The organism is Arthrobacter sunyaminii (assembly GCF_018866305.1).
Lineage (GTDB): Bacteria > Actinomycetota > Actinomycetes > Actinomycetales > Micrococcaceae > Arthrobacter_B > Arthrobacter_B sunyaminii.
This window is the reverse complement of record NZ_CP076456.1, coordinates 1,090,045-1,102,814: the sequence shown is the minus strand read 5'-3', so window position 1 is coordinate 1,102,814 and position 12,770 is coordinate 1,090,045. Positions and strand designations below refer to the sequence as shown.

General features: G+C 65.8%; 12 protein-coding genes. 9 read left to right on the top strand and 3 right to left on the bottom strand.

Translation table 11 applies throughout. The features are described 5' to 3' along the window. The first annotated feature begins 313 nt into the window (after nucleotides 1-313). Nucleotides 314-1,045: a TIGR03089 family protein gene (locus KG104_RS04890; protein ID WP_237686986.1), complete on the top strand. Its 732-nt coding sequence runs from the start codon at nucleotides 314-316 to the stop codon at nucleotides 1,043-1,045. Here the strand turns inward: KG104_RS04890 and KG104_RS04885 are convergent. Next, nucleotides 1,023-1,616 carry a GtrA family protein gene (locus tag KG104_RS04885; protein ID WP_104055192.1) on the bottom strand — a complete coding sequence of 198 codons (594 nt, stop codon included), beginning with the start codon at nucleotides 1,614-1,616 and terminating at the stop codon, nucleotides 1,023-1,025. The two genes, KG104_RS04890 and KG104_RS04885, sit on opposite strands and share 23 nt — an antisense overlap. Before the next feature lie 187 nt (nucleotides 1,617-1,803). Between KG104_RS04885 and KG104_RS04880 the strand changes: the two genes are divergently transcribed. From KG104_RS04880 to manA, 4 genes are read left to right on the top strand one after another with little or no spacing between them, the layout of a single operon-like run. Continuing rightward, on the top strand, nucleotides 1,804-2,973 hold the full coding sequence (locus KG104_RS04880) for a 5-(carboxyamino)imidazole ribonucleotide synthase (protein ID WP_207347434.1): 1,170 nt from the start codon (nucleotides 1,804-1,806) through the stop codon (nucleotides 2,971-2,973). Beyond that, complete coding sequence (gene purE / locus KG104_RS04875; protein ID WP_104055190.1) at nucleotides 2,974-3,501, top strand: 5-(carboxyamino)imidazole ribonucleotide mutase; 528 nt, start codon at nucleotides 2,974-2,976, stop codon at nucleotides 3,499-3,501. A gap of 9 nt (nucleotides 3,502-3,510) precedes the next feature. Continuing rightward, nucleotides 3,511-5,163: an LCP family protein gene (locus KG104_RS04870; protein WP_104161684.1), complete on the top strand. Its 1,653-nt coding sequence runs from the start codon at nucleotides 3,511-3,513 to the stop codon at nucleotides 5,161-5,163. A 35-nt stretch (nucleotides 5,164-5,198) separates the two neighbouring features. Continuing rightward, the gene (gene manA, locus KG104_RS04865; RefSeq protein WP_207347637.1) at nucleotides 5,199-6,575 is read left to right on the top strand and encodes a mannose-6-phosphate isomerase, class I; all 1,377 of its coding nucleotides are present in this window, start codon (nucleotides 5,199-5,201) and stop codon (nucleotides 6,573-6,575) included. Between the two features lie 56 nt (nucleotides 6,576-6,631). On the opposite strand, the gene KG104_RS04860 is transcribed toward manA, so the two are convergent. After that, the gene (locus tag KG104_RS04860; protein WP_207347433.1) at nucleotides 6,632-7,660 is read right to left on the bottom strand and encodes a lipid II:glycine glycyltransferase FemX; all 1,029 of its coding nucleotides are present in this window, start codon (nucleotides 7,658-7,660) and stop codon (nucleotides 6,632-6,634) included. Between the two features lie 77 nt (nucleotides 7,661-7,737). Between KG104_RS04860 and KG104_RS04855 the strand changes: the two genes are divergently transcribed. Continuing rightward, nucleotides 7,738-8,589, top strand: a complete 852-nt coding sequence (locus tag KG104_RS04855) for a tryptophan-rich sensory protein (protein WP_207347432.1) — start codon at nucleotides 7,738-7,740, stop codon at nucleotides 8,587-8,589. Nucleotides 8,590-8,653: 64 nt separating this feature from the next. Here the strand turns inward: KG104_RS04855 and glpX are convergent, their stop codons facing one another. Further along, complete coding sequence (glpX, locus tag KG104_RS04850; RefSeq protein ID WP_104055186.1) at nucleotides 8,654-9,694, bottom strand: class II fructose-bisphosphatase; 1,041 nt, start codon at nucleotides 9,692-9,694, stop codon at nucleotides 8,654-8,656. Nucleotides 9,695-9,860: 166 nt separating this feature from the next. On the opposite strand from glpX, the gene KG104_RS04845 reads away from it, so the two are divergent. The 3 genes from KG104_RS04845 to KG104_RS04835 all read left to right on the top strand — a co-directional run bounded on the left by KG104_RS04845 (nucleotide 9,861) and on the right by KG104_RS04835 (nucleotide 12,665). Further along, nucleotides 9,861-10,445 carry a DUF4245 domain-containing protein gene (locus KG104_RS04845; protein WP_237688669.1) on the top strand — a complete coding sequence of 195 codons (585 nt, stop codon included), beginning with the start codon at nucleotides 9,861-9,863 and terminating at the stop codon, nucleotides 10,443-10,445. A gap of 35 nt (nucleotides 10,446-10,480) precedes the next feature. Then, nucleotides 10,481-11,140 (top strand): carbonic anhydrase, encoded by a 660-nt coding sequence (locus KG104_RS04840; protein ID WP_104104406.1) that lies wholly within the window; start codon nucleotides 10,481-10,483, stop codon nucleotides 11,138-11,140. 103 nt (nucleotides 11,141-11,243) lie between these two features. Beyond that, nucleotides 11,244-12,665 carry a class II fumarate hydratase gene (locus tag KG104_RS04835; RefSeq protein WP_207347431.1) on the top strand — a complete coding sequence of 474 codons (1,422 nt, stop codon included), beginning with the start codon at nucleotides 11,244-11,246 and terminating at the stop codon, nucleotides 12,663-12,665. Nucleotides 12,666-12,770 lie beyond the last annotated feature (105 nt).

The following is a 12,770-nucleotide window of genomic DNA, read 5'->3' as shown; positions in this document are numbered from 1 at the left end:
TATTGTCCCTGCAACGGATCTTTGAGCCCTGCGTGGCACAATCAGCCTGCTTGGAATGCATCTTGGTGGTGGATTGCTGGAACAAATCCGATACCTAATTACACGCGTGTAATACGAAGACGTCAAGCTGTTTGGGCATCCTATAGAGTCAACTCCTCAGAACCCGTGCACGCCACGCCCGGATTTTCGGCCTCATCGTCGGCGCGTCGCAGTTGCGCTGTCCCGCCTGGAATCATCTTCCATCCGCCTTCGGGCGGAGAACTGCCCGGGGCAGGCGCACGCTGTCCCCGTACTCCACAGAAAAGAGCTCCCCATGCCCGACCAGATCTCCGTTCCCGCCATACTGTCCACGCTGCGCACGCGTCAGGCGACCTCCCCCGCACTGACCTGGTACGGCCCGGACTCGGAACGGATTGAACTTTCCGGCAAAGTGCTGGACAACTGGGTCGCTAAAACGTCCAACCTGCTGGTGGACGAACTCGACGCCGAACCCGGGATCCGCCTTCTGCTGGACCTTCCGGTGCACTGGAAAACCCTGGTGTGGGCACTGGCAGCGTGGCAGACCGGATGCACGGTGATTTTGGGCAATAACCCGTCCAATTCCGCGGCTGCGCCGGATATTACGGTCACCGCGTCGCAGGAGTCGCTGGACACGGTGGAAGGAACAGTCGTGGCGGTGGACCTGGGAGCGTTGGCGCTGCGTTTCTCGGGTACCCTCCCCGCTGCCGCGGTGGACTACGCGGCGGAAGTCCGCAGCTACGCGGACACGTACATGGCGGGCGATGAAGCCGGCGAGGATTTCACGGCGCTGCACAGTTCACTGGGAGCCGGGCTGACGCTGACTTACGGGCAGCTCGCGGAAGCAGCCGACGGCGGCTCCGCGCAGACACTGCTGATTCCGGCGTCGGCGGATCTTCCGGCCGTCCTGGCGGCCTCACTCCGTACGTGGGCCGCCGGCGGCAGCGTGGTCCTTGCTGCTGCGGAAGTGGAGATCACCGAGCGGCTGCTCGCTGCCGAGAAAATTACGGGGCGGCTGGAGGCGTAGGCTCCGCAGCCAGGCGCGGGTTGCCTGCCTCGTTGCCGGGCTTGTTGGCGGGCACACCGGATGCGGGGGCGGGCTTCCTGGTGCCGTCGTCGAGCAGTTCATGGTCGTCTTGGAACCCGGGCTCTTCGTCCAGGGCCGCGTTGAAGACCCAGAACCGGTAGGCGAAGAACCGGAGAATGGTGGCTACGCCAATGCCCACGATTCCGGCAAAGCCAAGCCACTTGGCATCCGTGATGCCCATCGGATACTGGGCAACCCAGGTGAAACCGCTGGAGATGACAATGCCCACGCCGTTGATGATGAGGAACAGAACCAGCTCGCGGGTCACATTGTTCTGGCGGCGGCGCCGAAAGGTCCAGAACCGGTTGGCCACCCAGGAGAACAGGGTTGCCGCAGAGGCACTGATGAGCCTTGCCTTGGTGGCGCTTCCCTCCAGGACACCGTGGTAGAGCAACCACCACAGGCCGTTGTCCACAACAAAGGCGAATGCGCCCACAGTGCCGAACTTCGCTACTTCCCGCCAGAACAACGAGGCTAGGCCTCTGATGCGCGCAGACAGTGATGAAAACATGTTCCTCCGAGGCCGTTGGTGCGCCGCCGGCCGGGATTGCCGAAGCTGGACACAGTAACCCGCCGCACGTGGAAAGGCAGACGGTAAGACACAATATTACCCCCGTAGTGTGGGAGTTCCCTGAGGGTGGAGCCGCTGGACCGTCCTGCGAAAAGGATTTGTGGTCTCTTTTCGGTAACCTAATGTCGTGAGCTTTCCTATAATTGGCGTTGTCGGCGGTGGCCAGCTGGCCCGGATGATGGCCCCCGCAGCAGTGGCCCTTGGTTTCGAACTCCGCGTTCTGGCTGAAGGGCCCGATGTTTCCGCCGTACCCGCCGTTGTCCGTTCAACGGTCGGGGACTACACCGATCTGGAAACGCTGAGCGTGTTCGCCTCCGGGGTGGACGTACTGACCTTTGACCATGAACACGTCCCCGGAGAGCACCTGCACGCCCTTGCCGCCGCGGGCGTCAACGTGCAGCCCTCCCCCGAAGCCCTCATCCATGCCCAGGACAAGCTGGTGATGCGGGCGGCCATTGACCGGCTGGGCCTGCCCAACCCGCGCTGGGCGCCCGTGTCCGGCGTCGCGGATCTGGTGGATTTCGGAAAGGCCGCAGGCTGGCCCGTGGTCCTGAAGACCCCGCGCGGAGGTTATGACGGCAAGGGCGTACGGATCATCAATGATGCCGAAGAGGCGGCCGCAGCTGCAGACTGGTTCACCGGCGAACCGCTGCTGGCCGAGGAAAAGGTCCCCTTCAGCCGCGAACTTTCCGCCCTGGTGGCCCGGACCCCGCAGGGCAGCTCCCTGCCCTGGCCCGTGGTGCACTCCATCCAGGTGGACGGCGTCTGCGACGAAGTCATTGCCCCGGCCCAGGACCTGGACCCCCGGGTCGCAGCGGCCGCACAGGAGGCCGCGCTGCGGATCGCCGATGAACTGGGCGTCACCGGAGTGATGGCCGTGGAGCTGTTCGAAACACCCGGACACGGTGCCGGCTTCCTCATCAACGAACTGGCAATGCGCCCCCACAATTCCGGGCACTGGACCATGGACGGCTCCGTCACCGGACAGTTCGAGCAGCACTTGCGGGCCGTCCTGGACCTCCCGCTGGGCGCCACGGATGTCCTGGGCGGCGTCGTCGTCATGAAGAACTACCTTGGCGGTGCCAACCTGGATCTGTTCAGCAGCTATGCTCAGGCACTGGCTGCCGAACCGGCGGCCAAAATCCACAACTACGGCAAGTCGGTCCGGCCGGGCCGCAAGATCGGGCATGTCAACGTAGTGGGCCGCAGCGCTGCGGACCTGCCCCAGGTGCGCCGCAGCGCTGAACATGCTGCGGCCATCCTCCGTGACGGCACCGATTCCTTGAAGGAGAACTAAATGAGCAGCCGCGACACCCCCCTGGTAGGACTCGTCATGGGCTCTGACTCCGACTGGCCCGTCATGGACGCAGCAGCGGCAGCCCTCGCCGAGTTCGGAATTCCGTATGAGGCCGACGTCGTATCCGCCCACCGGATGCCCACGGAAATGATCGAGTACGGCCAGCAGGCACACCGCCGCGGGCTGCGGGTCATTATCGCCGGAGCCGGCGGTGCAGCCCACCTGCCGGGCATGCTCGCTGCCGTTACCCCCCTTCCGGTCATCGGTGTTCCGGTTCCGCTGAAATACCTCGACGGCATGGATTCCCTGCTGTCCATCGTGCAGATGCCCGCCGGTGTGCCGGTGGCAACCGTGTCCATCGGCGGAGCCCGGAACGCCGGACTGCTGGCTGTGCGGATGCTGGCGGCCGGCACGGATCCCCTGGCAGCCAAGCTGCAGCAGCAGCTGCTGGAGTTCGCGTCCGGACTGCGCCAGACCGCCCTGGCCAAGGGCGCCAATCTGCGCACCTCAGTCACCGGCAGCGACTAGGACCCGCGCATGGATCCGAGGAACAGAGAGAATGACGGCGCCGGCCTGCTGACGGATCCCGTGCGGAATCCGCAGTCGGCACCGCCGCACACCCGCACCAAACGGGCGTTCATCCTGCTGCTGCTCACGCTGGTGCTGCCCGGATCCGCCCAGGTTGTGGCCGGAAACCGCCGGCTGGGCAGGCGGGCCCTGCAGGTGACGTTCACGGTCTGGGCCCTGGTCATCGCCGCACTGGTGCTGGCCATGACCAACCGGATCATGCTGGTGAACCTTGTCACCAACGGCTGGACGTCTTTTGCCCTGATGGTGCTCCTGGGCCTGCTGGCCGTGGGCTGGGCCCTGCTGTTCCTGAACACGCTGCGCATCATCCGCCCGCCCCTGCTGGAGAGGCGGATGCGTCCTGTGATTGCCGGGCTGCTGGCCCTCCTGGTGGTCGGCACCAGCGGCGGGCTGGCTTACAGTGCCTACATGCTCAACGTCGGCCGCCACGCTGTTGGCAGCATCTTCGCCTCCGGCCCCTCGCTGGATCCGGTGGACGGCCGCTACAACTTCATGCTGATGGGCGGCGACGCCGGTGAGGACCGGACAGGCCTGCGCCCGGACAGCATGTCCGTGATCAGCGTGGATGCCAAGACCGGCAAGTCCATCACTTTCAGTCTTCCCCGCAACTTCCAGAACGCGCCGTTCCCGGCTGATTCGCCGCTGGCCGAGGTGTATCCGGACGGTTACAACTGCGGTGACGAGTGCATCCTCAACAGCCTCTACCAGACGGTCATGGAAAACTATCCGGACCTCTATCCGGGCTCTGCCGACCCGGGCGCCGAAGCCATGATGGATGCAGCTTCCGGCATCCTGGACCTGGAGGTCCAGGCCTACGTCATCGTGGATATGGAAGGCTTCTCCAAGCTCATTGACGCCATGGGCGGCATCACCATCGACGTCGGAGGCTGGGTTCCGATCACCGCCGGGGAAATCCCCGGCACCAACCGCCACTATCCCCCCGACGGCTGGATAGCCCCGGGCACCCAGAAAATGGACGGCTACACGGCGCTTTGGTACGCCCGGTCGCGGGAATTTGTCACCGACTACCACCGGATTGCCCGGCAGCAGTGCGTACAGCAGGCCATGGTGGCCCAACTGGACCCCGCCACGCTTCTGACCCGCTTCCAGGCCATCGCCTCCGCCGGAGAGCAGATCGTCAAGACGGACCTTCCGCAGGATCAGCTAGGCAGTTTCCTTGACCTGGCCCTCAAAGCCAAGGGCCAGCCGATGGAGCGTCTCACCATCGGCCCGCCCGACTTCGGCACCGCTGCGGACAACTTTGTCACCTACCCGGACTTTGACCAGATCCATGCCCGTGTGGCCGGGATGATCTCCGGCCAGGCTGCGGAACCGGAACCGGCTGCACCCGCCGAGGCTCCTGCGGAGGAAGCACCCGCTGAGGAAGCACCCGCCGATGACAGCGGTGCGCCCGCACCGGAGACCGGCACGGACACCGGTGCCGATATTGGCACGGAAACCGGTGAGCTGGCGGATCCGGGGGCCGGTGCAGCCGAGCAGCCCGAAATTACCCAGGAGTATCTGCAGTACCTGGCTGAAATCCAGGACGACGCCACTCTGGGAACCCTGCTCAGCAACAATGGGAACTGCAGCCCGGGATAGCACTGCCACACCTGATGACCGCCGAAAAGAGAGCCATGTATCTGCTGAACAACACCCTCCGGCCCTACGCCTGGGGATCGGTAACCGCCATGGCGGAACTTTTTGGCCGGGAGCCCTCCGGCGAGCCGGAAGCTGAACTGTGGATCGGCGCCCACCCGGGTGCGCCGTCGGCCCTGGTGCCGCCGGTGCCGGACGCACAGACCCTGGACGAGCTGATCGCGGCGGATCCGCAGCAGATGCTCGGCCGGGAGACGGCGGCCGCCTTCGGCGGGGTCCTGCCCTTCCTTGCCAAGGTCCTGGCCGCGGGATCCCCGCTGTCCCTGCAGGTTCACCCCACCCGGGAGCAGGCGCAGGCCGGTTTTGCCGCCGAGGAGGCCGCAGGTCTGGACCGCGGTGCCTCGGACCGCAACTATAAGGACGAGAACCACAAGCCGGAAATGATCTTCGCGCTGACGCCGTTCGAAGCACTCTGCGGCTTCCGCGAACCGGATGAGGCGGCGGAGATCTTCCGGACCGTGGTCCGCGCAGTTTCCACGCAGAACAGCGGGGTTCCGGAGTTGCTGACCTGGGCGGTAAATGAGCTTTCCAGCGGCCATCCCGCACCGGACCGTCTGCAGCGTGTCTTCCGTGCCCTGATCGAAGGCGGCGAAGAGGTGCGCGAAGCTGTCCGTTTGGCCGCCGCCGCCCTCGATGCCGCCGGCACCGGTGACAGCGCCGCCTCCGCCGACGGAGAGCCCGCGCCGTATGCGAAGGAACTGGCCACAGCCGTGGAGCTGAACGCCTACTACCCCGGCGACCCCGGGGTGCTGCTGTCCCTGCTGCTGAACCGCGCGTCCCTGCAGCCCGGCGAGGCGGTCTATCTGCCAGCGGGCAACGTCCACGCCTACCTCAGCGGCCTGGGCATTGAGGTGATGGCATCCTCGGACAATGTGCTGCGCGGCGGACTGACCCCCAAGCACGTGGACGTCCCGGAACTGCTCAAGACGGTCGATTTCCGGCCTCTGGGCATCCCCGCGCTGAAACCGGTGTTCACCCAGATGGGACAGGAGCTCTACCGTCCCCCGTTCGCGGAGTTCATGCTGCAGCGGATCGAACTGGAACAGCGGGCACAGGACACAGGCGGGGGCTACTCCTCCGCGGCGTCCATGTCCGGCTCCGATGTGTCGGTGCTGCAAAACGGGCCAACCGTGGTGATCGTGGTGCGGGGCACCGTGGTCCTGGATTCGCCCAAGGGCGACCTCGTGCTGGAGACCGGCCAAAGCGCGTTCATCCCGGCCGCCGAAACGCCGGTCATCGCCAAGCTGTCAGCACATTCGGCCCAGCATGACGACGGCGCCCTCGCCTTTGCCGTGACGGTGGGCTCCACGGACGCGGACCTGCCCGACCCTGCGGCCCCGCGCCTGGACATCTAGCTCGGCTCCGTCCCGCGCAAAGAGCACATGCTGGACACCCGACGGGCGAGGAAACCCTAGCGGCGGATCCTGGCCTTGGCTGCTCCGGCCAGTCCGCGCAGCTTCCGCAGGCCGTTCTTGGCCAGCGGCAGGGCCGTGGTGAAGACCGGGTACAGCGGAGAGAGCGGCTTGTCCCAGGTCCCGGCCAGCTGGTTCTCGTGCTTGGCCCAGCCCATCTTGAACTTGGACACGCCATCATTGAGCAGTCCGTTGAAGTCGTAGCGGGTGATTCCGCGTTCCTTCATCTCCTGAATGGCGTGCCACTTCAGCGCATAGTTGGCGCGCAGGTGCTCGCCCTGTTCGGTCATGCCGCCGTAGAGCTCAAAGGAGGTGTATGCGCTGGTGGACAGCCACAGGAAGGCAACGACGTCGTTCCCGCTGAAGGCTGCGTACACGGGCGAGTCCTCGCCCAGGTTGTCGAAGATGTCCAGGTAGTAGCCGTCTTCGTGGATGCCGAACCCGGCGCGCTCGGCCGTCTGCTTGTACACCGCCAGGCACTGGGGAATCTCGTCCCGCGTCACGCGGCGGTACTCCAGCGCCTCGCGCCCGGACTTGCGGATGTACTGGCGGTGTTTCTTGGACATGTCCGCAAGCAGTTCATCCTCGGTCCGGGAAAGATCCAGGATCAGGGTGCGGCCAATCAGGATGGTATTGGGGGAAGCCTTGAACCCGGCGCCGGGCAGACCGGCGGCGATCTCGCCGTCGGCGTCCCAGTCCGGCTCAATGCTCAGCGCCACCGGACCGTGGGCTTTCTTGACATAGTCGCTGACCGAACCGAGGACCTCGAGCTCACGGCCGCGAACTGACTGCGGGCCGCGCGGGATGTAGGCGAGTGCCTTGAACGGGAACGGCAGCCGGCGCAGCAGCACCTGTGCGGCGCCCACCACCTTGCCGCCGTCGTCTTCGATCAGCAGCCGGTCCACGCTCCAGTTGTGTTCAGCCTTGGTCTTGCCCCAGCCCCACAACTGCTGCGGATGTCCGTTGAAGCTGTTGACGGCTTCGTTCCAGCGGGCGGAATCGGAACAGGGTGTAACGCGCAGTGTCATGCTTTCCAGCCTACCGGGGGTTGCCGAAGCTCCCGGCGCGCCTCCCCTGTGGTCCCGGCCACTTGTTACGCTCGACTATGACTACTTCAACCCCAGGCACCCGTTCCCCGGCCTCGCGAGGAAATGATCTTGCCCGGCAGCTAACGGTCACGGTTTGCTACGTCATCTGCATTGTCGGTTCCGTCATCGGCGTGGGCGTGTTTGGCGGCACCCCCATCGCCGAGGCGGCCGGCGGCGCACTGAACGCTGACGCCACCTATCTGGCCCCGGCCAGCGGTGCCTTCTCCATCTGGTCCGTGATTTACACCGGCCTGGGCGTGTACACCATCTGGCAGTGGCTGCCGTCCCAGCGGTCCTCCGAACGCCAGCGTTCCCTGGGCTGGCTGGTCGCCGCGTCGCTGGTCCTGAACGCCGCGTGGATCCTGACGGTCCAGGCCGGCTGGGTGGCCGTGAGCGTGCTGGTCATCGTGGCCCTGCTCGTGGTCCTCGCGGTCTGCTTCGCCCGCTACTCCCGGACGCCGGCGGCCAACTGGATTGAGGCCGTTGCCGTGGACGGAACCCTGGGCCTGTATCTGGGCTGGGTGGCGGTGGCCACCTGCGCCAACACTGCCGCAGCCCTGACCGACGCCGGTTTCGACGGCTTTGGTCTCGCCCCGGAAGTCTGGTCCGTCGGTATCCTGGCCGTCGTCGCGGCCATTGGCGTGGCCCTGGCAGCCTTCGGCCGCGGACGGCTGGCCCCTGCAGCCGCGCTGTCCTGGGGCCTGTCGTGGATTGCCGTGTCCCGCCTCAACGGCGAACTGCTCTCCACCGGAACAGCCATTGCCGCGATTGCCGCGGCAGTCGTCGTCGCCCTTGCCGCTATTGTGTACCGGGTCATTGGCCGCAACCGGATCCCCGGAGCAGCGGCGGCATCCGGCGCATACCGGTAACCAGCCGCCGGGCAGCAAAAAGCCCCGGAATAGATTCCGGGGCTTCTCGCTGGCGGGCTGCTGCCTACTTCAGGCGGGCGTAGGACTCCCACTTGTGTGACTGGTGCTCGCCGTCCACCACACGGATGGTTCCGGACTTGGAACGCATCACGATGGACTGCGTAAGCACACGGTCCTTGCTGTAGCGCACGCCGCGGACCAGATCGCCGTCGGTGATGCCGGTGGCCGCGAAGTAGCAGTTGTCGCTGGTGACCAGGTCATTGGTGGTCATGACGCGGTCCAGGTCGTGGCCGGCGTCGATCGCCTTCTGCTTCTCCTCATCCGAGGTGGGCCACAGCCGGCCCTGGATGACGCCGCCGAGGGTCTTGATGGCGCAGGCCGTGATGATGCCTTCGGGGGTGCCGCCGATACCCATCAGGGCGTCGACGTCGGTGCCCTCGCGGGCCGCTGCGATGCCGCCGGCAACGTCGCCGTCCATCAGCATCCGGGTGCGGGCACCGGCGTCGCGGATTTCCTGCACCAGGGGCTTGTGCCGGTCCCGGTCCAGGATCATCACGTTCAACTGGTTGATCTTCTTGCCCTTGGCCTTGGCGATCAAGTGCAGGTTCTGCTTGACCGGCAGGCGCAGGTCCACCATGTCGGCGGCTTCGGGGCCGGTGATCAGTTTTTCCATGTAGAACACGGCGGAGGGGTCAAACATGGTGCCGCGCTCGGCCACGGCCAGCACGGCCACGGCGTTGTTGAGGCCCAGCGCCGTCAGGCGGGTGCCGTCGATCGGGTCCACTGCGACATCGCACAGGGCGCCGGTGCCGTCACCCACGTGTTCGCCGTTGTACAGCATGGGGGCTTCGTCTTTTTCGCCTTCACCAATCACCACAACACCGTTGAAGTGCACGGTGGAGATCAGGGAACGCATGGCGTCGACGGCAGCGCCGTCCGCTGCGTTCTTGTCGCCGAAGCCCACCCAGTGGCCGCCGGCAATGGCGGCTGCCTCGGTGACCCGGACCAGTTCCAGGGCCAGGTTCCGGTCCGGCTCGTCGTCGCCTACTGCCAGGGCGGGGGAAAGTGTGGAGTACTGAGCGCCTTTGGACACGTCTAACCTCATCTTCGAAATTTCGATGCGAACCGCTTGGCGATTAACCAAAAACGGATGATCCTTGCTCCGATCATAGTCGGTGTGGCCTGCACCACCGCCAACCGCGCCACATTTGGCCTGTTGCGTTGACCGGCCCGACTAGGAGTTGCAGGCCCGGATAAGCGATCATGGAAAGGTGAGTGAGCAGCAGCAGGACCAAGAGACGCCCGTAACCCCGGTACTGACCCAGAAGCAGGCCAAGCGTGCCAATGCCACGGTGATCGGCATGTTGATCGCGACCGGCATTACGGTGCTGCTGGTCCTGATTCCGGTGCTGCTGAACCCCGCCCCCAAGATGCAGGTCCGCAGTGTCGACGTAAAGGCAACCGCGGCGCAGGCGGCCGGAGATGCCGGGTACGCCCCCCTTGCGCCGGATCTGCCCGAGGGCTGGAGCGCCAACTACGCACGCTGGGAAGCCACCGGCAGTGCCGGCGTCCCCGTTTGGGAAGTGGGTTACGTCACCCCGGGCATGGAATTTATCCGCCTGTCCGAGACCGGTGCCGGCAACCCCACCTGGATTGCCCAGACCTCCGGCGATGCGAAGGTTGCCGGAGAGCGCACTGCCGGCGGACAGACCTGGGAGCTGCGGGACTCGGCGGACGGCAAGGCCAGCATGGTGCTGGAGCTGAACGGCTTGACCGTGGTCCTCACGGGCGAAGCGGATCTTGCCGAGTTTGATGTCCTCGCAGAAGCGGTAGTCAGCGACCTTAGTAACGAATAACTGCCCGGTGCGGTGCCGGGGTTACGCTAAGACCTGTGAATGAACCCACCGCTTCAGCAATAACACCCGCCCAGGCCTGGCAGACGCTGCGGGAAGGCAATGCCCGCTTTGTCGCCGGTCAGTCCTCACATCCGAACCAGGACGCCAGCAGGCGCAGCTCCCTCGTCCACGAACAAAACCCCTTTGCCGTCATCTTCGGCTGTTCCGATTCCCGGCTCGCCGCCGAGATCATCTTCGACCTTGGCCTCGGAGACGCCTTCGTGATCCGCACCGCCGGCCAGGTGATCGACGACGCCGTCCTCGGCTCCCTGGAGTACAGCGTCGCCAAGCTCGGCGTGCCGCTCATTCTGGTGCTGGGTCATGACAGCTGCGGCGCGGTGACCGAAGCCAAGCGCACGGTGGACACGGGCGAGATGCCCGGCGGGCACCTGCGCAACCTCGTGGAACGGATTACACCCTCCGTCCTCGCTGCCCAGCGCAACGGACTCACCGAGGTCAACGATATGGTGGTGGAGCACACCAAGCAGACCGCCGCCCGTCTGGTCGAAAGTTCCTCCATCATTTCCGCAGCCGTCGAGGAAGGCCGCACCGCAGTCATCGGCGTCTCCTACCGGCTGGCCGAAGGCGCAGCAGACCTGGTCTCCGGGTACGGCGCCCTCACCCACCCCGCCGTCGTGCGTTCCCCCGCTTCCTGACCCGAGCAACCCCCGACCGTGGCGCCGGGGACGGAACGAGAGCGGCGTCACCGGACGACCGCGCGTTTCTGCCCCGGTGCCCTCGGATACTAGGCTTGGGACCATGACTTCTGACACTCCTGAATACCGCATCGAACATGACACCATGGGCGAGGTCCGGGTCCCGGTCAACGCCCTGTACCGCGCACAGACCCAGCGCGCCGTCGAGAACTTCCCCATCTCGGGCAAGCCGCTGGACGACGCACACATCGAGGCACTGGCCCGCATCAAGAAGGCGGCCGCCACCGCCAACGCCGAACTGGGAGTGCTCGACGACGAGCGCGCCAAGGCAATTGCTGCTGCTGCCGATGAGGTTGCCGCGGGCCAGCACTATGCCCAGTTCCCGATCGACGTGTTCCAGACCGGTTCCGGCACGTCCTCGAACATGAACACCAACGAGGTCCTCGCCGAACTCGCCAGCCGCGCGCTCAAGGCCGCCGGCAGCGAGACCACGGTTCACCCGAACGACCACGTCAACGCCTCGCAGTCCTCCAACGACGTCTTCCCCACCTCCGTACACGTGGCCGCCACCTCGGCCCTGATCAACAACCTGATCCCGGCCCTGGAACACCTGGCCGCTTCCCTGGAGCGCAAGGCTGAAGAGTTCAAGGACGTCGTAAAGTCCGGCCGCACCCACCTCATGGACGCCACCCCGGTGACCCTGGGCCAGGAATTCGGCGGTTACGCCGCTCAGGTCCGCTACGGCATCGAGCGCGTCCAGGCCTCCCTCCCCCGCGTTGCCGAAGTTCCGCTGGGCGGCACCGCCGTCGGCACCGGCATCAACACCCCGGCCGGTTTCCCGCAGCGCGTGATCGAACTGCTGGCCGCCGACACCGGCCTGCCGCTGACCGAAGCCCGGGACCACTTTGAGTCCCAGGCCAACCGCGACGCCCTCGTTGAGGTCTCCGGCATGCTGCGCACCATCGCAGTGTCCTTCTCCAAGATCGCCAACGACCTGCGCTGGATGGGCTCCGGCCCCAACACCGGCCTGGGCGAAATCGCCATCCCCGACCTGCAGCCGGGCTCCTCGATCATGCCGGGCAAGGTCAACCCCGTCATTTCCGAGGCCGTCATGCAGGTGGCCGCACAGGTGGTGGGCAACGACGCCGCCATCGCCTGGGCAGGCACCTTCGGCTACTTCGAGCTCAACGTCGGCATCCCCGTCATCGCCTCGAACCTGCTGGAATCCATCCGTCTGCTGGCCAACTCCTCTGTCATCATGGCGGACAAGATGATCGACGGCATCGAAGCCAACGTGGAGCGCGCCCGCTACCTGGCCGAGGCTTCCCCGTCCATCGTGACGCCGCTGAACAAGTACATCGGCTACGAGAACGCTGCCAAGATCGCCAAGTTCGCGGTCAAGGAAGGCAAGACCATCCGCCAGGCCGTCGTCGAACTCGGTTTCGTCGAGCGCGGCGAGGTCACCGAGGAACAGCTTGACGCCGCCCTTGACGTCCTCTCCATGACGAAGCCGCCGCAGGCTTAGTCCCACAGCTTTCCCCAGTAACACCGCGGGTCCGCCGCCCTAAGGCGGCAACCGCGCGGCAGCAGGGCATCCGGCCGAGGGGCCGGGTGCCCTGTTGCATGATGT